At 60.6% G+C, this 23,937-nt stretch carries 18 protein-coding genes and 4 pseudogenes; 12 read left to right on the top strand and 10 right to left on the bottom strand.

Annotated features, from left to right (window positions below; genetic code table 11):
* Positions 1 to 2: 2 nt before the first annotated feature.
* From E3T50_RS08565 to E3T50_RS08550, 4 genes are read right to left on the bottom strand one after another with little or no spacing between them, the layout of a single operon-like run.
* Positions 3 to 848 carry an ABC transporter permease gene (locus E3T50_RS08565; RefSeq protein WP_166784251.1) on the bottom strand — a complete coding sequence of 282 codons (846 nt, stop codon included), beginning with the start codon at positions 846 to 848 and terminating at the stop codon, positions 3 to 5.
* Positions 849 to 856: 8 nt separating this feature from the next.
* Entirely contained in the window at positions 857 to 1,774 is a 918-nt protein-coding gene (locus tag E3T50_RS08560) for an ABC transporter permease subunit (protein ID WP_134551464.1), read from the bottom strand.
* Entirely contained in the window at positions 1,774 to 2,868 is a 1,095-nt protein-coding gene (locus tag E3T50_RS08555; protein WP_166784250.1) for an extracellular solute-binding protein, read from the bottom strand. Before E3T50_RS08555 ends, E3T50_RS08560 begins: the two co-directional genes overlap by 1 nt.
* 53 nt (positions 2,869 to 2,921) lie before the next feature.
* On the bottom strand, positions 2,922 to 4,124 hold the full coding sequence (locus E3T50_RS08550) for a TIGR03364 family FAD-dependent oxidoreductase (protein WP_198416606.1): 1,203 nt from the start codon (positions 4,122 to 4,124) through the stop codon (positions 2,922 to 2,924).
* 146 nt (positions 4,125 to 4,270) lie between these two features.
* On the opposite strand from E3T50_RS08550, the pseudogene E3T50_RS16610 reads away from it, so the two are divergent.
* From E3T50_RS16610 to E3T50_RS08530, 5 genes and pseudogenes are all read left to right on the top strand, one after another.
* Positions 4,271 to 4,474, top strand: a pseudogene (locus tag E3T50_RS16610) (winged helix-turn-helix domain-containing protein); the annotation flags it as partial.
* A 30-nt stretch (positions 4,475 to 4,504) separates the two neighbouring features.
* Positions 4,505 to 5,053: a GntR family transcriptional regulator gene (locus tag E3T50_RS08545; RefSeq protein ID WP_241982087.1), complete on the top strand. Its 549-nt coding sequence runs from the start codon at positions 4,505 to 4,507 to the stop codon at positions 5,051 to 5,053.
* A 31-nt stretch (positions 5,054 to 5,084) separates the two neighbouring features.
* Positions 5,085 to 5,747 carry a phosphonatase-like hydrolase gene (locus tag E3T50_RS08540; protein ID WP_134551461.1) on the top strand — a complete coding sequence of 221 codons (663 nt, stop codon included), beginning with the start codon at positions 5,085 to 5,087 and terminating at the stop codon, positions 5,745 to 5,747.
* Positions 5,748 to 6,390: 643 nt separating this feature from the next.
* Positions 6,391 to 6,774 (top strand): annotated as a pseudogene (locus E3T50_RS08535) (transposase); the annotation flags it as partial.
* A 76-nt stretch (positions 6,775 to 6,850) separates the two neighbouring features.
* Entirely contained in the window at positions 6,851 to 7,426 is a 576-nt protein-coding gene (locus tag E3T50_RS08530) for a recombinase family protein (protein WP_134551459.1), read from the top strand.
* 87 nt (positions 7,427 to 7,513) lie between these two features.
* Here the strand turns inward: E3T50_RS08530 and E3T50_RS08525 are convergent, their stop codons facing one another.
* Positions 7,514 to 8,944: a hypothetical protein gene (locus E3T50_RS08525; protein WP_134551458.1), complete on the bottom strand. Its 1,431-nt coding sequence runs from the start codon at positions 8,942 to 8,944 to the stop codon at positions 7,514 to 7,516.
* A gap of 614 nt (positions 8,945 to 9,558) precedes the next feature.
* Between E3T50_RS08525 and E3T50_RS08520 the strand changes: the two genes are divergently transcribed.
* From E3T50_RS08520 to E3T50_RS08505, 4 genes are all read left to right on the top strand, one after another.
* On the top strand, positions 9,559 to 10,161 hold the full coding sequence (locus E3T50_RS08520; protein ID WP_134551457.1) for a PadR family transcriptional regulator: 603 nt from the start codon (positions 9,559 to 9,561) through the stop codon (positions 10,159 to 10,161).
* A gap of 35 nt (positions 10,162 to 10,196) precedes the next feature.
* Positions 10,197 to 10,883: an ABC transporter ATP-binding protein gene (locus tag E3T50_RS08515; RefSeq protein WP_104134115.1), complete on the top strand. Its 687-nt coding sequence runs from the start codon at positions 10,197 to 10,199 to the stop codon at positions 10,881 to 10,883.
* Complete coding sequence (locus tag E3T50_RS08510; protein WP_134551456.1) at positions 10,880 to 13,654, top strand: ABC transporter permease family protein; 2,775 nt, start codon at positions 10,880 to 10,882, stop codon at positions 13,652 to 13,654. Before E3T50_RS08515 ends, E3T50_RS08510 begins: the two co-directional genes overlap by 4 nt.
* A 107-nt stretch (positions 13,655 to 13,761) precedes the next feature.
* Positions 13,762 to 14,898: an acyltransferase family protein gene (locus E3T50_RS08505; RefSeq protein WP_166784249.1), complete on the top strand. Its 1,137-nt coding sequence runs from the start codon at positions 13,762 to 13,764 to the stop codon at positions 14,896 to 14,898.
* Here the strand turns inward: E3T50_RS08505 and E3T50_RS08500 are convergent.
* The 5 genes and pseudogenes from E3T50_RS08500 to E3T50_RS16955 form a co-directional block, all read right to left on the bottom strand.
* Entirely contained in the window at positions 14,881 to 16,380 is a 1,500-nt protein-coding gene (locus E3T50_RS08500) for a glycosyltransferase family 39 protein (protein ID WP_134551454.1), read from the bottom strand. The two genes, E3T50_RS08505 and E3T50_RS08500, sit on opposite strands and share 18 nt — an antisense overlap.
* Positions 16,381 to 16,658: 278 nt before the next feature.
* Positions 16,659 to 17,231 (bottom strand): annotated as a pseudogene (locus E3T50_RS08495) (recombinase family protein); the annotation flags it as partial.
* Positions 17,232 to 17,755: 524 nt separating this feature from the next.
* Complete coding sequence (locus E3T50_RS08490; protein WP_134551452.1) at positions 17,756 to 18,388, bottom strand: hypothetical protein; 633 nt, start codon at positions 18,386 to 18,388, stop codon at positions 17,756 to 17,758.
* Entirely contained in the window at positions 18,388 to 19,227 is an 840-nt protein-coding gene (locus tag E3T50_RS08485; RefSeq protein WP_104082778.1) for a hypothetical protein, read from the bottom strand. The genes E3T50_RS08490 and E3T50_RS08485 overlap by 1 nt, the downstream gene beginning before the upstream one ends.
* Positions 19,224 to 19,931: pseudogene (locus E3T50_RS16955) on the bottom strand (S8 family peptidase). Before E3T50_RS16955 ends, E3T50_RS08485 begins: the two are co-directional and overlap by 4 nt.
* Before the next feature lie 694 nt (positions 19,932 to 20,625).
* Between E3T50_RS16955 and E3T50_RS08470 the strand changes: the two are divergent.
* From E3T50_RS08470 to E3T50_RS08460, 3 genes are all read left to right on the top strand, one after another.
* The gene (locus E3T50_RS08470) at positions 20,626 to 20,829 is read left to right on the top strand and encodes a hypothetical protein (protein ID WP_233193068.1); all 204 of its coding nucleotides are present in this window, start codon (positions 20,626 to 20,628) and stop codon (positions 20,827 to 20,829) included.
* Between the two features lie 568 nt (positions 20,830 to 21,397).
* Positions 21,398 to 23,320: an ATP-binding protein gene (locus tag E3T50_RS08465; protein WP_158251184.1), complete on the top strand. Its 1,923-nt coding sequence runs from the start codon at positions 21,398 to 21,400 to the stop codon at positions 23,318 to 23,320.
* Entirely contained in the window at positions 23,317 to 23,709 is a 393-nt protein-coding gene (locus E3T50_RS08460; protein ID WP_104082774.1) for a hypothetical protein, read from the top strand. Before E3T50_RS08465 ends, E3T50_RS08460 begins: the two co-directional genes overlap by 4 nt.
* The last annotated feature ends 228 nt before the right edge of the window (positions 23,710 to 23,937 follow it).

Genomic DNA, 23,937 nt, shown 5'->3' with positions numbered 1-23,937 from the left:
AGCTACTTTCCTTTCGTTGCGGGCACGAGGTCGAATGCCCCGGCCGCATTAGTGATTGATCGTGGCGTGTCGATGCGAGTGATCAGCAGCGACAGCACGAACATCGCAATGAACGTCGTGAACGTGATGGCGGCCAGTTCTCCTCCAGCCCCCGGGTTGCGGCCAGAGAACATGCGCAGAGCCCAGAGTGGCAGGGTCTCGTAGGCTGCGCCCGCGAGCGTCATCGTGATGGCGAATTCGCCAAATGCGGAGGCTGCCACCAGCAGAGTTCCTGACATGATGCCCGTTCTGATCGACGGGATGATCACGCGAACTGTGGTCTGGAGTGCGCCGGCCCCGTTCACCGCTGCCGCCTCCGAGAGTTCCTTCGCGCGATTGGTTAGTAATGCATTCTCGACCGCCCAATACAGGTAGGGGAAGGTGGCCGCTGCGATCGTGGCGGTGAGCAACCCGAAACTGCCGAAGAGGTTTGGCGCGATTTCCGCGGTGGTGAATTGCATTCCGGCAGCAATGACAAGCCACGGCAGGGCGAACGGCACGACGGCGAGTGCATGGATGATGGGGCGAACCCGCGGAGAGGTGACGACCGCCACGTAGGCAGCCGGAATGACGAGCACCAGGTCGATGACCACAACACAGACGGTGAGGAGCAACGAGCGGCCCGCCGCCGCGAGCACTTCCGTACTCGACAGGGACGTGATCCACCTGGCGAGGGTAAAGTCGGTCGGCAGGATCGTGCCCACCCATCCGTCTGCAAGGCTAAAGAGCAGGAGAACGACGAGGGGCAGACCGAAGAAGACGGCCACAGCTCCGAGCAGAATGCGCTGCGACTTGCCCGTTTCAGTCATCGCGCGGCTCATAGGATTTTCGCTCCTTGCTTCTGGATGGTGCGGTAAAGCCACATAGTTCCAATTGCCAGCACCATTAAAAGAACGGCGAACGTTGCCGCCCGCTCCAAGCCGAACACGGCACTTTGCAGGTCGCGTCCGATTTCCACTGTGATCAGTGCCACGGATTGGGGTGATGCGGTGACGACGTAGGGCAAGGCGTAGGACCCCATGGACCAGGTAAAGATCTGCAGGGTATGGGCCGCGATGAACGGCGCGATCACCGGGAAACCGACACGTCGCCAATAGCGAAAGCGCGATGACCGTGACACCTGCGCGGCTTCCCACCACTCGGCACGGAGCATCCCAAAGGACGGCATAGAGAGAATGACGTACAGGGGCAGGTGAATGTAGAGGGAGAGGAGGTTCAGGCCGAACATCGAACCGAGCGATGGGAACGGATTGCCGCCGAAAAGCTGCGCCCACAGCATGGTGATTGCCCCGCTGGTGCCGATAAGGAGTAGAAAGGCAAAGGCCAGGCCTGGTCCGCCGAAACTGCTGGCGACATTCATGAGCGGCAGCCACCAACGCCGTCCACGCTGCCCGAGCCGGAGCATGGCTAGTGCGAGCGGGGTGCCAATGACAGCGCACAACAGCGCCTGTATGGCGGCGAACTGAAGCGACCCGAGGATCGCCTGCCGGTCGACGCTGGAGCTGAGCACGGCAACGAAGTTGTCGAATCCGATCCCGCCAGCGCGCAGTTCCAGCGAGCTCTTTACGAGCGCGAGCAGGGGGAGTACGAGGCACGCGATCCCAAACAGGATGAGGGGAATCGCCGGCAGGGCCGCGACAACTCGCGAACGCCGGCCCGCACGGAGGGACTCCGCCGATAGCGGCCGGGCAGGGGCCCGACCGCTATCGGCGTTCCTGGAGCGCGTTAGGCTCACTAGGCCTTGGCCTTCTTGTTGTACTCACTGATCAGGACCTCGGGATCGATGTCACCCAGGTCGATTACCTGGGTGTTCGTGAACATCTCGTCCGGCAGCCAGCGTGACTTGCGTTCCTCCGGAATCTCGAGGTCGCCATTGACGTACCGAATCGGACGTGCGCCGAAGTCGGCGAACAGCAACTGACCTTCATCGCTGATCATGAAATCCATGAAGCCCTTGATGAAGTCCATGTGCTCGGTGTTGTAGCCGTTGGCGAGCAACGACGATGGCATGTAGATGGAGCCATCCTCCGGCACAACGTAGACGAGTTCCACCCCCTGCGCGGCGGCTTCCTCGATTGCCGCGATGGCATTGAAGTCGTATTGCAGATAGATGGCGTACTCACCGCGGATGAGCGAGTCGAGGCTCGATGGGGCGGACGAGATGTTGTCTGTGGCGTAGAGCTCGCTGAGGTAGTCCCATGCGGCGTCGAGGTTTCCGACATCACCGCCGCGGGCAAGAGCGATCGAGAGGATCGCCGCCTGCTCAGAACCGCCGTTAGGTCCCATGAGAGCGCTGGACGCGATCTTGCCACCCGCATAGTCGTCGCTGAGCAGGTCATCCCAAGTCTTTGGAACCGGGGCTACGGCGGGGTTGACGAGGTAGCCCATTACGCCAGTGAAACTGTTGACCCAGCCGCCAGTCTCGGCATACTGACCAGGTTCCAGCTCACTGACCAACTTCGGCAGGTAGCCCGATGTCACGCCGATATCTTCAGCGACCGGCCCCCAGAGCCCGCCAATGTCGTTGAAGAATCCGACCGGATTGCCTTTCTCCGCGTTGTAGCGTTGGATGGCCTCGCTCGAGGCCATATCGGTGTCAGCGTGCGTGCAGTCCGCGCCGTGCTGCTCGCAGAACGTGGCGAGGAGCTCTCCATAATTGGCCCACGAGTCGGGAAGGCCGTAAGTGGTGATGGCACCAGCCTGCTCGGCGATCTTCGAAGCGTCTGGCGGAGTGGTCCAATCGGCATCCGTTCCGCTGGCCACGCCTGACGGTGAGCTGCAGCCCGCCGTTATGAGCACAAGCGCCGAAGCGGTCGCGATGGTAAGCATTCGACGAATCATGGTGGGGTTCCCGTTCTTGTTCGTTGGGTATCGAGCGAGGTTCACGGTCGGCTGGGCAATCTGGCTGCGTCAATCGGCTGCTGCAGCGGTGTGCTGATGAGTTGGGAAATGGTGTTGGCGGCGAAGCCGAAGGCCGTGGTCATGCCAATGCCACTCGCCACGGTCGCCACCCAGACACCCGGGATCGGCTGCTCCTGCACGAAGACGTCACTGCGACCGGCCGCGTACACTCCTCGCCAACGTCGCCGCACGGTCACGCTGTCGACCCCGAACAGGTGTCGCGTCTCTTCAAGCAGCAGTTCGTCGCTCGCCTCGTCTTCGAACGGCGTCTCGGTTGCCGAGAGGTGGTGGGTATCGCCAACAATGAGTCGACCATCCGGACGCTGGGTAAACATCAGGTTGACCTGCTGCTCGAGTAGTTGCGGTCGCAGCCGCTCGAAGTCCGACCGCACCGCCGCGGCGCTCGGCTGCGCAGCAAGGCCGTCGTAGCGGAGCAGCCCCAGGCCCGTGAGGATGGCGGGGCCGATCCGGATACCACGCGGAGTGTCGATTTCGAGCATCCGCAACCTGCACCGGTCAATCTGCCACCTGGCAGCCAACTGCGGGAATAGTCGATCGAGGTCGTGCCCAACCGCAATCACGATGGCAGCAGCCCGCATGGGACCGCGGGAGGTCTGAAGTATCCCCTCCTGAATCGAGCCAACGTTGGTGGCGTAACTGAACGTGACGCCGAGCGTCTGCAGGTACGAAGCAAGCGCCGGAATGGCGTGGGGCGGATCCACCCGCAGGTCGAGGGCGAGATGAGCTCCTCCGACGGCGCCGGGCGCGTCGAATCCAAGGAGCTGCGCGGTCTCGTCGGCAGTTAGCAATACCGCCTGATCGCCGCGCTCTTCCCGAAATTCCTCGAGCACAGCAAGCTCCGCAACAGTGCGCGCAATCACCACGGTGCCCGCTTGGGTTACCGGGGTCCCGGCGGCTTGCGCAACCTGCAACCAATCCTCGCGTGCAGCGAGCGCGAATTCCAGGGCGCGCCCGGACTGTGCCGTGGTGCCGATGTGGCCGAAGTTGCGAATCGATGCTCCGACGGCGAATCCGTCTCTCTCGACGATGTGTACTCGCAAACCGGCCTTGACCGCATGCCACGCATGCGCCAAGCCGACAATACCTGCGCCGACAATTACTAGGTCGTAGACGGCGCCGGTCAGGGATTGAGTGGTGCCGCTTGCTGCCATTTCGTTGCTCATGAAGAAAGCACACCACAACTTGGGCATACAAGTAGGAGAAATGGAAAATGGCCAAGAACTGTTCATTTGCAGTTCACTTGCAAAACACTTGATGAAATCGGGGACATAGGCGGCTGGACCCCAACCCACTTGTATATACTGATCGAATGACGGCAGACTCCATCGCTCTTTTCGCAAAACATGGCCGTATTGCCGCACAGCTACGTGGACAGATTGAATCCGGTTCGCTTGCGGTCGGCGATGACCTACCCTCCGAATCGGACCTGCAGTCCCGGTTTGGGGTCTCGCGCGGTCCGATTCGGCAGGCTCTGGCAACTCTTCGAAGCGAAGGTTTGATCGAAACCACACAGGGTCGTCCACCGCGGGTACGAGCTCAACCATTGGCCCAGTCCATCGACGATTTCTTTTCGTTCTCGTCCTGGGTGCGTGCACAAGGGAAGGTGCCCGGTCAACGGACCTTTGAGATCGCGCGCCGCCGCGCCGCCCCTGCGCTCGTGGCGCGAATGGGACTGGCCGACGGCGAATTTGTCGTCGAGATCGTGCGCTTGCGGCTGATCGACGGCATCCCGACCATGATTGAACGCTCGGCCTTCCATGACTCAATCGGTAAAGCGCTACTCACCTTCGACACAGACAGTGGCTCGATCTACGAGTACCTCATCGATAACGGCGCGGAACTTGACGAGGGCACCCACGTCGTGGATGCCGTTCCCGCGGCGCCGCTCGATGCAGAACTTCTGGGCGTGGAGACCGGCGCCCCTCTTTTGCGCGTGCGCCGCGTCACGCGTTCGCGTCGAGGGCTGATTCTGGAGACCTCCGACGATCGCTACCGGTCCGATCATGCGTCCCTCCTGATCTATAACTCAAGAAATGAGAATCGTCCGACCCCAATCGTCGCCCGCACCACCCATACAGTGGCCAACGCTTAAATCCGTCTGCACCCCAACCAGAAAGCTTCACATGACATTTCAACTTGCGTCTCTCGACATGGCCGGCACCACCATTAATGAGGGCGGAATCGTTTATCGAGTGATGCGCGAGCAACTCGAATCTGCAATTGGCCGTGCGATTGACGATTCCGTAATTTCACGCTGGAACGGAACGTCGAAGCGCACCGCAATCGTCGGCGTGCTCGACGAACTTGGCATTGACGGCGTAGATGCAGACGCCCTATACGCCCATTTCCTGGTGGCGCTGGCCGCCCGATACGAGTCCGAACCTCCGACGCTTTTCCCCGGTGTGCGTGAGTCTGTCGCTGAACTGCGATCCCGCGGTGTGAAGGTCGCCCTCCAGACCGGCTATACACGAGACATCGCCGAATCTCTCATGCGTTCCGCGAGATGGGAACTCGATGCAGTGGATGCGCTGGTGACCGCCGACGACGTCGCCGAATCGCGTCCAGCTCCATACATGATCTTCCGCACAATGGAGGCCACCGGGGTAACCGATGTCCGACGGGTGCTTGTTGCCGGCGACACCGTCAACGACCTGCGCGCTGGAACGAATGCCGGCGCCGGTTACGTCGTGGGCGTACTGACGGGGGCGCATGATGTCACGCGACTCGGCGAGGAGGAGCACACTCACCTGTTGCCGAGTCTCGCCACCATGGCCGAGCTCCGTTGATCACACTCCGAGTAGAACGACTCAATTCACTCGGAAACTGAAGATGAATAAGGAAGCGGTTTACGCGCGATGCTAAGCAATCGCGAAGCCCGTGTTCGGTCAGGTCCACACACGCTAAGGAAGATTCGTGCTTCTGCGCGGGTTGAAGCGAGCCGCCCACGAGTGACACTTGGCCGCCGCTTGCCACAATCTGATGAAGCTGCACGTCATTCAAACCGAGTCGTTCGTTCCCGCGCAATCCTCGCTGACGGCCCGACCAGTGTGCTAGAAGACAGGGCAAGGCCCACCTCACGGCCGGTCTCTACCCTGCGTGAGGCCGTCATGTTGCTCGCCCTGTTTTCGGCCTGAACTAGACCGACGAGACGCCGAGGACCGTTTCGATGGACGCAGCGTTGGACCGCACGTTGTGGAATCAATATCGAATAGGGATCACTGCCCCACGCGCCGATGCGATGCGATCCGATCCGATCCGGCAAGATCGTCCTGGCCTCAAGTGGAGACACACGTACATTGACATCTCGATTGGACGACCTTGTGAGGGAAACGCAGTTATCGCTGCAAAAAGAATGACAATCATTCTTGCCGACGGGCTACAGGTCGGGTCAAGACGAACCTCCGCCATCGGTACCAGGAGGCCCTCGCTGACGGGTCCTGGCTAGCGACGATCATCCCGACCTCCGGCACGCGGCGGCAGTCGACGACACCGGTGACGGTTCGGGTCGTGGACTACACGATCGACGACGGACGCGACAATCCTGATCCCTACCGGCTACTGACCACGATCCTGGATCCGGCTGAGGCCTCGGCCGAGGAACTCGCGACCGTGTACTCCGAACGGTGGGAGATTGAGACGGTGTTTGACGAGTTGAAAACCTACCAACGCGGCCTGCACATGGTGCTGCGGTCCAAATCCCCGGCCCCAGTCAAGCAGGAAATCTGGGGCCAAACAGTGTCGGGGAGCAGGGTGCCTAGCTGGGGTGTACCTCAACTGGACGTCAGATGGCGGTACCTTATACTGTCAGGCTAGGGTCAATTTTTGCTTAGTTGACACCTCGCATGGTTGGGTCTAAGAGTTCAACCTGACACACAAACAGGAGAGCACCGTGGCAGGTCAGCGCGTTGGATATGTGCGCGTCAGCACTCTCGATCAGAACACCGTCCGCCAGCTTGATGGCGTCGAAGTCGACCGGATGTTCGAGGACAAGGCGTCGGGGAAGGACCTGAACCGGCCGGAGCTCGAGGAGATGATCAAGTTCGTCCGAGACGGCGACACCGTTCTCGTGCACTCCATGGACCGCCTCGCCCGCAATCTGGATGACCTCCGCTCGATCGTGCGTCGGCTCACGGCGAAAAAGGTCCGAGTCGAGTTCGTGAAAGAGCAACTTACTTTCACCGGCGACGACAACGCGATGGCGAACTTGCTTTTAAGCGTAATGGGGGCCTTTGCGGAATTCGAGCGATCACTGATCCGTGAACGTCAACGTGAGGGTATTGCTCTGGCAAAGACTCGCGGGGTCTATCGAGGCCGTACTCAATCCCTCGACGAGGCGCGAGCTGCGGAGCTGTGTGACAAGGCCGCTGCCGGCGTTCCGAAGGCGGCTCTCGCACGAGAGTTTGGGATCAGCCGCGAAACTGTCTACGCATACCTCCGCGCCGAGGTCGGAAGAGCTTTTCGTTGAGGCAAACTCCATCCCTTCAGCTGGGGGTGAGGCGAAAGTTAAAAGACGAGCAAGCTCAGAGAGACCACAGGCACTGGCCGAGCATGGCTATGCTTCCGGTTCTAAATTGGAAGCCGACTCTTTCCGTCTGGCGTCAACCACGGCGTAATGAAGCACCTTGCCGACGCGGTTCGCGGCGGCCTTAACAACCGTTGGCAATTCGCGAAGGCGAATATCGGACGGACGGTTCGAACGGAATCGAAGGACGACATACCATCCTTCGTCGCAGTCATCGGAGATCAAATAGCTCGGAAGTTGCGCTTCCAGACCATTCCAAAACTTCCCATTGTCTTCTTTCTTCACTTCGATGAGTGCTCGGATAGAAGTGCCCGACGATGCTTTGAAATCGACCGGGCCACGCCCGAGTTCAACCTCGCGGTCCATTTCGACATTAAAAAGACGCAGATAGTGCTGTGCCATCCCGAGAAACACCAGCTGAGCCGCGAGCTCGTTCTTCACGGTGTGATCTTCGTTGTGAAGCAAGCTCCAACCGCGCTGGTCCTCGATGAAATGCCGATACTGCTCCACGATTCTGAATATGAGTTCTCGCAGCTGACCCTGAGAATTGACGGGCGCGATCTCGAGGGGATGATCCTTCGCCCAGTCGACGGGCTCCCCGTCCCACTGAACAACTCCCCGCGGATCGGCCCCGAAGTCATAGCCGAATAGGTCCTCGCGCGAGGTCTGATCTCGCGCCCAAGCACGGACTCGCTCAGGATGACGACGAGCCCAGGCCACGATGTCGGATTTCCGTACGCGGGCTCCTACCGTGAGGTTGAGCTGGCCCCGAATATCGCTGTTGAGATTGGAGTCAAACCAATCATCGGCGTTGAGAGTTGGCAGCTCGTTCAGTATCCGTCGTGGAACCAGAATGACAGGCTTTCCAGTAACTGGATTGGTCGGCAATAGAACTACTTCATTCACCCACCGACCCATGCCAGGGACGACGCGCGCGTTACGGACCTCGTGTGGGTCAAGTTGCACTCCGTGAAGGTTGGCGGCTTGCTGGGTGTACACGATGAAGCGCGCCTTCAGTACATTCGCGGTGGCGTCGGAAATGCGATCGGCACCGATACCTTCGTTGAGGATTCCAATCTCTTCAATGTGCTCAGGCTCAGTCAGGCCAGCCGCGATCGCCACAGCGATGCCATCCGCCATTCTTCTGGCGAACTGGGAACCGCCTCCAGAACCGTTCGTGCCCTCCGCAGTGAAGCCCAGACCAATCTCGCCTGGCTCCGGAAAGGTAAGGAGACGCCTTGCCGTGACCGCCGAAACCGAGTCGGGACCGATGGCCCGTGCGACGAGTTCGTAGCAGCGAACGAAATGTGCGATTAGCTCGTCGTGCGCTTGCGGCCAGTCGCCGCCAGCCTCGAGGAGGAGCAGTGGGTCAATGAACAGCCTTGTGTCGATCGTGAGATGCGGATCGAACCAGTCGTCCGCTTCCCCTCGTGTGATGCCGAAGGCTTCAGAGAAGCGCATAGAGAGGATTTACGTCGAGTTGGCTCATGCCCTGATTGTGGCAGAACCATCGTCTTTGTAAGCACGGACGTGTTCGCTTATCGCCTATGACTGCGTCACATTGGATTGTTCCTGCATCCCTTGCGATAGGGAGATTGGATGACTGGATACGTGACAGTTTCTGTCTCTCCTAGAGGGTGAGAGCACTCGGTCGCCTAATCGAACGTATAAATGACACAGGTCGAGCATGGGTTTGAGTGCCCGCTAGCCGAACCCCCTACGGGACAGTGAGGCTGTGCAGTGCGACAGGGTTGGCAGTGTTCGCGTAACTCTGGCCGATTAGTGGGTTGAAACCAGCGCCTGGCCGACGATGCGGGTCCGTTGGTACACACCGGGTTTGGATTCGGAATGGTTGAGGCTCCGGATCGAGCCTGGGAGAACTCTGCGGCGGGTTCGGAATTTCCCGGCAGCCCTTACCGTCACGTGTCTCCAACGGCGAGTCCGCGGCTGACAGCACGCGCGTCCTGAATCGATCCGGAGCCCCTGACGCCACAGGAAAAATATTCACCGCGTCAATGTCTAGCGCTCACGTAGTTACTGTGTAAATATTTACCCAGTAATCACTGGAGGTTGACATGTCCATCCGCCTAAGTCTTCTCGCGATCCTCGACCAGGGACCCTGCTACGCCTATCAGCTGCGCGTCGAATTCGACCGACGCACCGGCTCGACGTGGCCGGTCAATGTCGGCCAGATCTACACCACTATCGAACGTCTCGAGCGCGACGGCTTCATCGAGCGGACGGGCGCCGAGGACCACGAGCAGGTGCATTACCGGATCACTCCAGAGGGACATGTGGAGGTTCAGCACTGGCTCGGCTCGCCCGTTGTGCGATCCGGCGCGGCCCGCGACGAGCTTGCTATCAAATTGGCGATCGCCGTCACGCTGCCAGGTGTCGATATAGCCGCGATTATCCAGACGCAGCGCGCGTCGACTCTGCGCACGTTGCAGGACCTCACCCGAACCAAGCGCACTACGAACAACCCGGAATCGTCGGAGGACATGGCTTGGCTTCTCGTCGTTGACTCCTTGATTTTCGCGGCCGAGGCAGAAATTCGATGGCTCGATCACTCGGAGGCTCGTCTAGAGCGGGCCGCAGTGCAGGGCGTCGCGAAGCCGGTGCCGTTGAGTGACGAGCCGATACGGCGTGGCCGGCCGGCAAAGGCGGTGAAACTGTGAACGGTGAAGACTTGCTGCGACTTGATGGCGTTTCTATGCAGTACGGCACCGGGGAAACAGCCGTGACCGCTCTTAGCGGCATCGACCTCACCGTGGGTCGTGGAGAACTGGTGGCCGTCATGGGCGCGTCCGGATCGGGAAAGTCGACCCTCCTCACCGTTGCCGGTGGGCTCACGCAACCAACCAGCGGTGAAGTCATTGTGGAAGGCGAATGGTTGAGTACTCTCGCCCCCAAGAGGTTGGCAGCGCTGCGACGCCGTAGCCTGGGATTTATCTTCCAGGATTTCAACCTCATCCCGTCCCTGACCGCGTTGGAAAACGTCAGCCTGCCCCTCGAGTTGGACGGTGTTTCCTCGCGCCGCGCGCACCGCCCCGCCCTGGACGCCCTCCAAGTTGTCGGTTTGGGCGATCGGGCAGACCGCTACCCGGCCGACCTGTCGGGTGGGCAGCAGCAACGCGTCGCGATCGCCCGCGCCGTCGTCGGCGGACGCTCCCTGATCCTGGCGGACGAGCCCACGGGCGCGCTGGACAGCACGACCGGGGAATCGGTTTTGCGGATGCTTCGTGAACGAATCGACGCGGGAGCCGGCGGGATCTTGGTCACCCACGATGCCCGCCACGCGGCCTGGGCAGACCGGATTGTGTTCCTCAAAGACGGCCGGGTGCTCGAGGACGCCCCCCGGATGCCGCTGTCCGACCTCCTAGGTGAGACCATCCGATGAATGTGGCAACCGGCGCCGGCCGGAACCGCGCCAGCGTCCTCGTCGCGTTCCGTCTGGCGCGGCGGATGGCCGTGCAAAACATCGGCCGGAGCGTCCTCGTTGTCGCTCTAATCGCCATTCCCGTCCTCGGGATGACCGGCATCGCCACCCTTGAGGCCAGCAATAACGCCACCCCCGCTGAACAGGTGCGCTTCCGTCTCGGCCAGACGGTCGCCGAAATCACCGCCTACTCACCGCCAGACAAGACCCTGACCCAAGATCCGACCGATCCAAGCCAAACCGCGTCATCCACGGACAACACCGGCACACCCACGGGCTACGAGGCGGGCGCTGCGCTGCTTGATCCAACGACGTATGCCCCATCGGGCGACAAACTGCTGACCATCCAGCACACAACAGTCACGGCAACGACCGCCCACGGAGTCGGCTATATTCCCGCTGTCCAAGGTGAACCTTGGAACCCAGCCTTCACGGGTAAGTGGGACATCGTCGATGGACGCGCACCCCAGAACGACAGGGAGGTGATGGTGTCGCCGGGCGCCCTGACTCGCCTTGGCGAGAACATCGGCGGGCAGCTGCTCATCACCGCGCCTGAAACGAAAACATTCACCATCGTCGGCACCCTCCAGAGCGCTGCTCTCACCACTGACGCGGACGCCGTCTATGGAATGTCCTCCGTGTTCAACGGCGTCACCCCGACCGTAGATCTCAGCGGAACCGAGTTTTATATCCCCACCGGCACCGTCGACCTGACCACCATGGAGGAGATCAACCAAAAGGGCGGCGTCGTGTACTCTCGCGACCTGGTGCTGAATCCGCCAGCCACAGCCGACTCATCCCCCTGGGCCACGTCGGCTACACCGAACTACCTCATCTACACGATGCTCGCCCTGCTGGGCTGCTTCGCCCTCTTCGAGGTGTGCCTTCTGGCCGGTGCGGCCTTCGCCGTCAACGCGAGCCAGCAGCAAGTCGCGTTAGCTGTCTTGGCCAGTGTCGGAGCCGACCGAAAAACCATCTTCCGAGTCATGACTTTCGGCGGCGTCGGACTCGGCCTGATCGGCAGCCTTGTCGGCGTCGGAGCCGGCCTGGGCGTCACAGCGATCGCGCTCCGTGTCGTCGCAGCAGGACAGGCCACCCGATTCCCTGGCTTCCACGTCGACCTGGCTGCACTCATCGGCATAGTCGTTCTTGCGACCTTCGCCGGCTGGGCGGCCGCAGCCGTTCCCGCACGGTCCGCCTCGCGGCCCGACGTCGTACGCGCTCTCCGCGGGGCTCGCCGCCCTGTCATCCCCACGCACCGACGCCCGCTGCTGGGCGGGGTACTGATCGCCGTAGGCGCAGTCGTGTCGATCGTGGGCGGGGTGATGACCGTGACCGGCGCGACACCCGTGCACGGGCTGCAGAACATCACCCTTCTGCAAGCCGGAATCGCTTTGGTCGTTGTCGGCCCCGTTACGATGCAGATCGGCGCGATTCTGATCGCGCCGTTACTCCTGCGGATGAGCGCTCGTCTCGTCAGCCGTTTCGGCGCCGGAGCGCGCCTCGGCTCCCGCGACGCTGCTCGCAACACCGCCCGTTCCGTCCCGACCGTGTCAGCAATCATGTCCACCGTGTTCATCGCCGCGTTCGCCATGTCTCTGCTTGGCGGTGCTCAACAGCTCACGACTTCCACATACGGCTACAGCCTTCCGGTGGATTCTGCGCGGGTCACGCTCTACGGCGGCTCCTCCACCACCTCTGCATACGTGCTGGAGAACGTTGCGCCAGCCGTCAAAGACGCCATGCGATCCAGCTTCGGGACGTCGAACGTCGTCACTCTCTCGTCATCGGAGAGCCCCCTGCGCCTGAACAACAGCGGTTCAGAGGCCACCATCACGCTGCCCACGCCACGGGTGCTCGCCTCGACGGCGTGCACTCAAGACCCGACCTGCTACTCGTCCGCCCTCGAAACGGTTGGCGGCTACGCGGGCGACAAGATCTGGGTTGGCTCCGAATCCGATCTTTCCGCAATCCTCGGGCAGCCGGTCAACGCGGCAGCCGCGGCTTCGCTCCGGTCCGGCGGTGCCGTGGCTCTCTACTCATCCCTTGTTCAAAACGGTCACGCCACGTTCGACTGGTCCACGAACGACACATCGAACGTGACCAAGACCATCCAGGTGCCCGCCGTTGTCCAATCGACAAAGCATCCAGTTGACTTCCCCATCTTCATTACACCGTCGACCGCGACATCGCTCGGGATCACCTTCCGCCCCACGGCCGTCTTCGCGCAGTTCCAGTCCGCGCCCACCACCAATCAGAAAGATGCGCTCCAGCAGGCCCTTCAAGGCATTGGCAGCGGCCAGCTCGTCGCCCAAATTGAGACGGGCCCGCCGGTCTTCGCTGGCGCTGCCGGCTGGGCCCTCGTCGCTGCAGCCGGCGTGCTTGCCTTGGGTGCCTCCGCGATCGCGATCAGCCTGGCGCGTGCCGAGGGGCGCCGTGACGATGATGTTCTCACCTCCATGGGCGCTCCACCACGGCTGCGACGGCTGTTCGCCTTTTGGCACGGCATCCTCCTTGCCGGCACCGGCTCGATCATCGGGGTCGTCTTCGGTGTTGTGCCCGCCGCCGCCCTCTCTCTCGAGACCTCCCAAGCTGCTGCTGTCGTGCCCTTCGCCCCGCCGTGGGCGCAGCTTGCACTCACCGCCGTAGGTATTCCTCTGTTCATCGCTACGGGCGCATTCATCACAACACGAAGCCACTCGCGCGGCGGACGGCGCCCCACCGTGCTCTGACGGATCCGCTGCCACGACAACGACTTGCCGCATAGACGGGTGTGAAGCTCCGTGCAAACGACCTCGAGAGCCGACACCAGTAGGGGAACCCCCTATGGACAGTGCGGGTGGATCGCCAGGAGTCGTTTCTGGGGCGAGCCATTCTCGCTGCCATACTCGATGGTGAGGCAGGGCGCCTCGTCAGGCGATCGTGGGGAGCGGTTATCAGGCCCACGAATAACCTCGACGCGCTGCGCCTGTTGTCCGCCCTGGCCGTGATTGTCGGCCATTCTTTCACCCTGACTGGCCTCGGCGCGGCCCCCCGGGTCCTCGGGATTCCCATCCATAGTCTGGGCCTGTACGCGTTCTTCGCAATCAGTGGTTACCTGATCGCGACCAGTTGGGCACACAATCCAGCCCTCGTGCCGTTCTTGGTGAACCGGACTCTACGGATCTTCCCCGCACTCGTGATCGTGGTCATGGTCACCGTCGTGCTGATCGGCCCGGTTGTCAGCTCGTTGGCCCCGGCGCAGTATTTCCGGGACGAAATGGTCTACCAGTACCTGCTCAACCTGGTGCTGACGGCCCAGTACGAGCTGCCCGGGGTCTTCGATGCCGGGCACCGGTCGACTGCGGTAAACGGGGTGCTTTGGACGCTCGGGCTCGAGTTCGTCTGCTACCTAGTCGTGGCCGTCATCGGCCTCCTTCTTCGCACCCGGTCCTCCTGGGGCTACCTCGTCTTCGGCCTGATCGCGCTCACGTTCGCCCTCGTTCCCGTCGCAAGTCCCGCTCTGGCGTGGGCGGGACCGGCCGGGACCACGTGGGTGTTCTTCGCCGTCGGCGCTCTCCTGAGCCGCGCCCCGGCGAGATCGCTCAATCTCAGGCTGGCGATCGGGGTCGTGACGCTGTGGGTCGCGATCACGCTTCTCGCCCCCACCGTGTCCCTCGCGGCGGCCTGGCTTGCGCTGCCGTATGTTCTCGTTGTGGCCGGACGGGCGTCGACTCCGGGGGTTCGCCGGGCCGCCCGATTCGGGGACCTCTCCTACGGCCTCTACCTGTGGGGGTTCCTCGTCCAGCAACTCGTCATCGACTGGTTCGGCATTCTGCCCTGGTCGATGAACATAGCCATCGTGACGGCGACGACCGCGGCCATCGCCGCACTGTCGTGGCACTTGGTGGAGAAGCGTGCTCTTTCCCACAAGATCCACCGGGTCACGACGCGACCCCCGGGAGATCCCCGAACGGTGTCAGCCGTCCCCGTCTGAGATCGGCGGGAGCTCGTACAGGGCAATGACTGAGCGGTTGGTCTGGTGAGGTTGCTGCTCGACATATCCCAGAGGGAGCAGCAGGTCGTTGGTTTCGACCATCGAGGTACCGGCCTGAACCACCCAGATGCGGTCCACGTCTGCCAGGTGCGAGCGGATGTCGGGCCAGGCGACTGTCACATCGGAGAAGGTCCCAGTCGTTGTGAACGGGGCAATGAAGGCGATGTCCTGCACGTGCGCGAACTGGTCTGGATACGCATACAGGGCCTGCCGTGGCCGGAGCGTGACACTGCCGGTGTCCTGCAGGTAGATGGCGTCGCCGGGCAGTGCCTGAGTGTCGATGTAGTCGGCGATCTGGGCCAGGTCGCTGCCCCCGTTCTTTCCGACCGGCCCGCGCTGAGCAAGATAGGTCGGAAGACCGGCCAGCGCGACCGCGCCGACGAGGATCCACGTCACCCCGGTACGGGGTGTGCGGGTGAACGCGACCGCGAGAAGGATCGCCATCCCCGGGACCGTGAACGACAGATACCTCGCCGTGTAGAGCGGACCGATGACCGCATCCGCGACCAAGAGCAGCACCAACGGGACAACAACCCAGACGGCGGCCAAGCGCAGCAGGCCCCCGTCTCGGCTGGCCAGGACCCGGCGACCGCGCACCGCCAGGACGAAGATCGTGACCCATGCGATCGCCGCGACCAGCCAGGAACTGTCGAAGGCGGGCTCAACCAGAATCGTCCACACATTCACCACGGGCTGATCCGAGAGCCACGCGATCTGCTCCTTCTGCCCCACACTGACGACCAGCAGCGGAACACACGCGACGACCACCACGAGCGCTGCGACTGCCCACCTGGTCATCACCATGCGGGTGCGATGATCCAGCAGAAGCACGACCGCGTGCACGGCCAGAAGCAGCACCGAGTACAGGAACAGGTACGTTCCGGTGACGACGGCCAGCGCGTAGAAGGTCCACCACGGCCAGGACGGTCGCCGGGCCGCGATCAGCAGAATGAGGGTGGCCCAGACGGCAACCGCCGCACTCAACGCAAAAGACCGCGCCTCGATACCCATGTAGGTAGTGCGAGGCAGGATCGCGAAGAGAACCCAGGCCACCACGCCCACACGGGGGCCCTCGACAGAGGCGACCAACAGGACGATACCGGCCGCCGCGGCGCCGACCGCGAGGGCGGACAGCGACCTCGTCGAAAACTCCGACTCCCCGAACACCCCCACCCACACCTTCATGACCGAGTAGTACCCGGTGTGGACCGCGTCCTTCTGCCCAAGAAAGGCGAACAACTCCGCCCAGCTCAACCGCGCCGCACGGAGAGTGGCGACCTCGTCGCTCCAATACGACGGCACCGCCGACGCGAGCAGAGAGACGAGGGCGGCAAATACGCCGACCAGGCCGGCCGAACGTCTCCCCCGATGCGGCTGGTCACGCGCATCGTCTACATGGAACGGTTCTAGAATCGCGCGCACACATCCCCCGGCTCAATACCCGAGCCTAGCTCGACCTCTCAGCCAGACCCTCAAACATCCGCATGACCACAACTACCTCGATCGGCGGTCAGCGAACATCACTAACGCTGTCCGTAAGGGGGACGGCGACCGGGGCACCGTCGCATCACCGTCGTAGATTCGGTTCCCTACAGTGCCGAGAGAGCGATTGTCCCGTAAGACCCGTCTGAGAAAATGCCCGGTGAAGGGACGCGATACGGGGCACGTTCGGACGCCTCCGATAACTCACCGGCGAGGTCCAAGGCCCGCGATCGGCGATAGAAAGTTGCTCGAGACATTCCGAGATCGCGGGCAACTGTTGTTGCGGTCTCTCCGCCGTCGATGAGTCGGCGGGCGTTGCGGATTTGGCTGTCGGTGATGAGGCGCGGGCGGCCGCCAAGATCTTTGCCGGCTTCGCGGCGTTTGTTGATGGAGTCGACAACACGCTCTCGTTTGATGTCGTGTTCCATCTGCCCGAGCGCCGCCATGATCGTGAACAGCATGGACCCCATCGGTGTCGCCGTGTCGACGTCGCCGCCGCCGAGGTTCAGCACGCGAAGGCCGGCACCGCGGCCGCGAAGCTCTTCAGCAAAAGCGAGCATGTTCTGCGTTGACCGGCCCAGCCGGTCGAGGGTCGTGATGACGAGAGTGTCACCGTCTTCGAGAGCATCGAGGGCCTGGTCGAAGTGTGGTCGTGATGCTCGAGCGCCGGAGATCCCGTGGTCGACGTACAGGTCGTCGCGCCGCACGCCGGCGGCCAAGATATCCACTTGTTGCCGGTCGGTGGATTGTTGGCGCGTGGATACGCGCGCGTAGCCGATCAGCTTCGTCACATTTCTCCTGAGGTGTCTCGTAACTAACGGTGTGGACTGCAATTACAACAGGAGGTTGTGCGACGTAGTTATAAGACTCGCCGTGTCGCCACATTCCGGCGATCTGCAAGGGCGAAAATGGGGGGTCGTGAGACGTCTTATATCCCTAGGGTTTCGAGACAGCCGTTTCGTGGAATGGCGGAGTTTTCCAGGGCAGGGCAGTTGTCGCGACCGCAGTTGATGCCACGGTCGCGTTTACGCCGGCACGACAGTGTGCTTATGGGCCGAGAAATATTTCCGTCGTGAGGGGGGTGTTCGATTAACTGGCTGCGGCCGGTGGCCACTATGCGATCGCGGACATCGCAGGATCGAATAGGCCGCTTTTTGGCCTCCGGGCGAGGCACATCAAGGGCGACTTCTTGGCAGGTTCCTCTGACGAGTCAGACTACGGTGCTGACCAACGGGTGATAGCGGCAGCTAGCATAATTCTGCCGCATCACCCGTTGGTCAGCATCCGCAGCCTGACAGGTGTTGTTCGTATCGGGCTAGATGAAGCTGTGTCGCGCGAGGCAGTCGAGGTAGTAGACGAAGGCTTCGTCGTTTACGTCGCCAGTTTTCATCGAGTAGTAATTTTGGTCAGTTTCTGTTCCAGTCTCTCTGTATCCGGTCAGCGCGGTCATGTACGTCGTTAGGTGGTCAGACATCCCATAAACCTTGGCACCAGTGACGAGGCCGTCTTCTTGCTCGAGCACGATGGAGGTGCGTTGGCCCACCAAATGTTGAGTGTTTAGAAGGTTGTATGCCAGCCAAGACGCGTCTCCAAGAGGCGCCGTTCCAAGATCGTCAGTGTCACTGTCCGAAGTTTCTTGAAGGAAGAGTCCCCGCCAGCTTTCATCGTACGTATCAGGACCAACATCTTTCATTTCCTTCTCTTCTGCGCTGTACAGGCGGGATAGGACGTCCGGATGAGTGATCGTGTAGAGCGAGTAGATCAAGTCCTCGCGGACTTCTCCATCGTTCGAATAGTCAGTGCGTGTAATGGCCTCGAGCGGGATTTCATATGCACAAAAACCCTGTTTCAAGTGTTCTTCAACGGCGTCCGTTGTCCATCGCTGAGGATTGGTCTTCTTCCACCGTGCCAGGAGGTCTGAACGGTCGTCAGCTTCGTGATTGTCCATCAATTGGGTAGTCCGAAAAAGGCGTGCATTGCGGGGGTGCGGTTGCTCGGGTGGAAGTGTGCGAATTTTCCGCGACCGCCCGAATCGCGCTCAGGTCCGACTACGGCCAGGCCGTTTTTGATTCCTTTCGCAACTGCGAGCGCGCCGGCCTCGCTGCGAGACCACGTGTCTTTCCCCCCGCGGCCCCATGTGATGGCCGCGGAAAGCGACATACCATTTGCAAGCACGAGTTTGCCGTTTAGAATCATTGCGCGGAAATGTTGGTAGCTTGATCCCTTTTTATTGAGGGCATCGATTGCGTTAGTGGCTGCGATCCACGTAACACCAGCGACGATGACAACTGCAGATGCCACCAGGAGTGTTTTCAAGATCTCTAGAGCGATAGGTATTCCCAGAACCAGTACTGGCACGAAGGCGGCATAGCCCACGTCATCGGCATATGATTCTGTCTCACCAGTGGCCAGGTCTGTCATGGTGAACGAGGTGGCTTCGTCGTTCAACTCTTGTATCTGGATGGAGTAGTTGGCGTTGTAGTCGGTGTCGATGCTCCCTAGAGAAAAAAGAGCGCTACTGTCCTCAAACGACAACGTTGTCAGCGCCGTGACAGGTTCGCCAGATCCCAAATCCGATGTCGTCTCGACTGAGATTTTAGTGAGCGAGGCGTCCACGTCTTCCAGTGTCAATCCTGCGTCGTTGAAAGCGGATTCAAGCTTTTCCTCGTCAACCATCCCGCTGCCTGAAGCTTCTACCGGGGCAGAGCTGGTCTCTGCGAACGCGGGCGAGTAAGCGAATCCAGAGAGCAGCAGCGCCGCTACGACTCCGATGGCGATCTTTTTCATTGATTGTCTTCCTTTGATTGGTGAGCGATCAGTGCGGACAGGGTGGAATCGGGTTTAGCTACGCCGAGCAAGCTTTTCAAGATTTGATTCGAGGTCATTGCTGCAGCCGCTGACGTCCCGGTGACAAGCTGCCGGGCCCCCGTGCGGTCGACCGCGGGAATGTCTTCACCGGGTGCGAAGTAATTCACATGGTCAATAGCCGAGAAGCTTGATGGATGGCCCGCGGCATCTAATGAGCCGACGGAAATAACTCCCGGGTATCGGGCGGGGTAGCCCGCCCCCATCCCTTAGTTGTTTCCAGCAGCCGCGACCACCACGATTCCCGATTCAACGGCGCGTTTCACCGAGTCACGTAAGGCCCGGGTGTCCGTCCCGATCGCGATGCTGACGTTAATGACGTCCACCTGGTCCCGGATAGCTTGCTCTATAGCGTCCGCAACGTCCTCCGCCGACGCGGTTCCTGCAGTGAAGACGGAGTAACTAATCCAAGTGACTCGATGGGCCCACGCAGGACAGCTATCCTCATCGATTCCTGCTGCGATCGATGCGACTAAAGTGCCGTGCCCTTGGTCGTCGGCGTCAGTATCGAAAACATGAAAACAGCTAAAGTCGACGTTTTCATCGTTGAGGCCGCTATCGACGAGAGCGATCGCGACTGTGTCTCGAACCGCCGGCGTGATCGATGCCGATGAGCAACCTATCAACAGAAGGGCTGTGACGACAATGATTGACGTCGAAAGGAACGCGGGGCGTCTGCGGGGACCCCCTCGGAGAGAGGTCAAAACATGCGTTGCGTTGACTTCACGCGCGGAACAATTACCCCGGGCAGCGGTTCATTAAATGGCTGGTCTCGCAGGCGATACGATCCACCCGCCCATTTTCGAAACATCATTTTCCCCCCGATGCTCACGAACCAGATGTCGTGTGAAACTCAGATTGGCGGAGATAACTCGCGGCGTCAACTCCATCCGGAAATAGTCAACGGAATTTTCATGTGGGCGACGATTAAGCGGCTATTTGAGTTCCGTCCTCGCCCAGCATGGGCATCTCTCTTTTTTCGATGTCGGTGAGTACTGAGTATTTGAGGACTTGAGCACCCACTCAATCGTGCGGTTCAGCACCTACCGGTATCAGTCCCTCGACCGTGCGCGACAGTCTGTCATTTACAGCCATGCCGACTTCTACAGATCCGACCATCTCGTCATTCAGTGGGCGAAACCCTGACGCCCGACGAGCGGGTCCAACTACTCCAAATCGTCAAAGGGACGGGGACGAGCAGCTCCGACTGAGAAGGTTCCACTGCGCGCTTGTGGGCACGCCGAGGGGCGCCGTCCCTTGGTTCGTCAGCTCGCGGAGGATCTCGATGTCGCTCCTGGCACCGTCGCTAAGGCGTACAAAGTGCTTGAATCCGAGGGCTACCTCACTGCCCGCACTGGCGGAGTAACCCGGGTCAGCCGGAGCACAACGACGTCGCTCCCAGTGCTGGAAGCCCCTCGCCAACTTGCCAAGACCAGCACCCGTGCAGGCACTAGCCTGGACGGCACCATCCGCATCCTCCGTGCGATCTCGCACGAAGAATACTCCGAACCGGGACTGACCTGATGCGCTCTCAAGGCTGCCCGCACCCATGGAGATCCCCTCTACTCTCGAGTCTTCCACACATAGAAATGCCTGTTCCAGGTCGACCAGGCTGCCCCAGTTCTCACGACTGTGGTGTCTCATAACTGACCTGTTTCGTATCGCACGAGATACAAGACCCTGACTGCCCTTTGACGCAACGCAGAGAACCGGGTCGATGCGCCAAACAGCGATCACAGAACGCCGCCACTAAGCGCTAACACTCAATCAATTCCCAGATTAATCTCGACACATCCTTGACATTCATTCTTGTGGGCGTGACCCTGCTGGCGATTGGTTAGGGCTATGCCGGGTGCGTAGAGGCGATAGATTCCATTCGGAAGGACAATCCGAACGATGGAACGCACGAGTTGCCTCCCACGCGTGTCTCACTCTCATGCCTGATGTCGGTGCTATTTCGGAGGTGATTAGCATCGCTGGTCGCCGCGCTGCTTCATGTTGCGCCTTGACCAGTCCGCTTTTGCGGAGTCGGCCCAAATCCGGCAGGCTCAGCCTTGGCACTTGAATGTCAAGTTGTTGTCGAGGGGGACAAATGCGCATTGTGGGTATTGAGCTAGAGGGTTTTCGCGGATATCTGACATCGAGTTACGTGTCGATCGATACGTTGACTGTGTTTGCCGGCAAGAATGACGCTGGAAAGAGCAGCATCCTGGAAGCTATGAGGCTGTTCCTGGACAAGGGAAAGCCGGACGTCTCTGACTATTCGGTTCATGGGCATGGAACGATTCGCATCACGTGCACATTCGCTGACCTTCCCCCTGAGCTGGTCATCGACCAGACTGCGGTGACGACCCTCCAGGATGAGAAACTCCTCGACGCTAACGGCCACTTGGTGATTAGCAAGACCTGGACCAGGGGGCGAGCCAACCCCGAGATTTTGGCGCATGCTCTACACCCGGTCGTCGATGGCGGCCCAACGCTTATCGGCCTGAAGCACGCGCAACTCAAATCCCTCGCCTCGACTCTTGATGTTGTCGCGGAGCTGGAGGATCGACGCGTGAACCTGAACTATAGGCAGGCGATCTGGCGCGCCTGGGAAGCCAAGGGGCTCTCGTCGCTGCAACCGACGATCATCCCGTTGAACTCAGAGGACGGGAAGCACGTTGCCAGCGCTCTGGAGAGTGTCTTTCCCCTGTTCCACCTCTTTCAAGCTGACCGGCTGGGGGCGGAGTCCGATGAGGTTGCCCAAGACCCAGCCAAGCTCATAGTCAAGGCCGTGCTCGATCGCCATACGGCTGAACTCACGAAGCTTACGAGCGATGTTAAGGCTGAGATTTCAGAACTTCTCCTGGAAGTCGTTGGGAAATTGGAGGAATTCGCACCAAATCTTGCGGCCAAGCTGATTCCGGCCAACCTAGACCCCGTATGGCAGAAGGCATTCTCGTCCCTACAATTTGTCGACGAGAACGATGTTCCCCTTGCGAAGCGTGGCAGCGGGACACGCAGACTGGTTCTCTTGAGCTTCTTTCGGGCGGAAGTTGAGCGAGGATATGAAGAAACGGATGAGTGGCGACGGGGCGTCATCATCGCAGTGGAGGAGCCCGAGACGGCTCTCCACCCGGATCTTCAGCGCGAAACTGTTTCCGCTCTAATTGAAGTTGCGGGGCTCGCAAACAGGCAGGTTTTGATGACGACGCACAGCTCGAACTTGGTGAGGAACATACCGATCGCAGCCGTGCGTTTCGTCGAGGAGCAGCAGGGGAAGCGCGTGTGGAGTTCCAGTGACACATCCAGCGAGCGGTTCGTTCTCCAGCAATTGAACAAGGCGATGGGGACTTTCGCGGATCACAATGTGCGTTGCTTCTTCATCGTTGAGGGCAAGAACGATATCGGCGGTCTACTGGCACTGAGCGATGCGCTACAAGCCGCCCGTCCCACTGAATATCCAGATCTTCGCCAAATGGAAACTGACGGTGAGCTTTGCTTCATACCTATCGGCGGCTGCGGCGCCGCTGCTCTTTGGGAGAGCCGCCTGTCGCCGTTTAGTAGGCCTGAGGTTCACCTTCTTGATTCCGATCGCTTGGTTGAAGGGTCGGCTCTGAAACCCGAGATATCCAAGTACCTAGCGCGCTACAACACCGACGATCACCTGTCGTCACACATGTTTGTTCTGACCCGGCGAGAGATGGAAAACTACCTCACTATTGAGGCGATCGAAGATGCTTTCAAGGGTGCAAACCCAATGTTCCCGAAACTATTCCGGGAAGCTGTCGAAGGCCACGACTGGGGATATGTCGACGTGCCGGAGACCGTCGCAAGAGTGCTTCACTCTCTCAATTCGGAGGTCGAATGGTCACTCGCTTCTGACAAGAAGCGCAGCGAGAAGGAGTCTGACGTGAAGAGGAAACTAGTCCCATGTTTCGGGCACCCGTCTGTGGCGGAGGCTCTTTTGGCCCTCGGTGCCGAGCGAGATCTTCTTTTGGCCGTTGCGACGGTGGCGGATGTGGCAGCGTGAATCCGGGGGCTTCGGCCACTACCCGCAACCAACAACTCCTTCTTGTAGCCAATGGATTCTTTGGAGCTCTTGCAGCGGAGGGCGTTGTCGAGTTCAACCCATCGATCATGGACTTTGAATTTGCGTTCGGGAAAGCCTGGCGAGCCTGGCGTTGCGCGAGCGTCTCGGAATTCCCGACGTTCGCACTGGGGAAGAATCGGTTTCGCGACGTTTTGTTCCGCGTCAGTCGATCCAGTTCTCCTTTTGCCACCTATCGTGACGGTATCGAAATGACGCCGAGTGGGCTCACGCCCCGCGAATACCTCGCAATCTGGGCGCCTGAAGTTACACCAGAAGACTGGATCGCGTTGGCCCAGCTGTATCTGTCAGGACGAGAAAGCAACAGGTGAATCTCAGCTTGATTTTGGGGCTGAGAGATGCTTTCGCCGTGAGGGAGAGCTCGGCCGACCAGGCAGGTTCGACCCAACTGTGAGGAAATCAAGAACTTGACATAATCGACATTATCAGCGCGTGTCTATTAGACAGGCTATCCATCAAGCGAACGACCCCGCACAAAGGTGTGATGTCGGGTTAGTCCGGGATGCGGAAGGCGCGAGCGTGAGGCGCGCCGGCTAGAG

The organism is Cryobacterium gelidum, assembly GCF_004403985.1.
Lineage (GTDB): Bacteria > Actinomycetota > Actinomycetes > Actinomycetales > Microbacteriaceae > Cryobacterium > Cryobacterium gelidum.
Note: the sequence above shows the minus strand (reverse complement) of the source record. Positions and strands in the feature narration are given on the sequence as shown.

Bases quoted from the DNA above. Each gene is read 5' to 3' on its own strand.
- E3T50_RS08565 (WP_166784251.1), bottom strand. From the start codon at position 848: ATGACTGAAACGGGCAAGTCGCAGCGCATTCTGCTCGGAGCTGTGGCC.
- E3T50_RS08555 (WP_166784250.1), bottom strand. From the start codon at position 2,868: ATGCTTACCATCGCGACCGCTTCGGCGCTTGTGCTCATAACGGCGGGC.
- E3T50_RS08550 (WP_198416606.1), bottom strand. From the start codon at position 4,124: ATGAGCAACGAAATGGCAGCAAGCGGCACCACTCAATCCCTGACCGGC.
- E3T50_RS08540 (WP_134551461.1), top strand. From the start codon at position 5,085: ATGACATTTCAACTTGCGTCTCTCGACATGGCCGGCACCACCATTAAT.
- E3T50_RS08525 (WP_134551458.1), bottom strand. From the start codon at position 8,944: ATGCGCTTCTCTGAAGCCTTCGGCATCACACGAGGGGAAGCGGACGAC.
- E3T50_RS08520 (WP_134551457.1), top strand. From the start codon at position 9,559: ATGTCCATCCGCCTAAGTCTTCTCGCGATCCTCGACCAGGGACCCTGC.
- E3T50_RS08515 (WP_104134115.1), top strand. From the start codon at position 10,197: ATGCAGTACGGCACCGGGGAAACAGCCGTGACCGCTCTTAGCGGCATC.
- E3T50_RS08510 (WP_134551456.1), top strand. From the start codon at position 10,880: ATGAATGTGGCAACCGGCGCCGGCCGGAACCGCGCCAGCGTCCTCGTC.
- E3T50_RS08490 (WP_134551452.1), bottom strand. From the start codon at position 18,388: ATGGACAATCACGAAGCTGACGACCGTTCAGACCTCCTGGCACGGTGG.
- E3T50_RS08485 (WP_104082778.1), bottom strand. From the start codon at position 19,227: ATGAAAAAGATCGCCATCGGAGTCGTAGCGGCGCTGCTGCTCTCTGGA.
- E3T50_RS08465 (WP_158251184.1), top strand. From the start codon at position 21,398: ATGCGCATTGTGGGTATTGAGCTAGAGGGTTTTCGCGGATATCTGACA.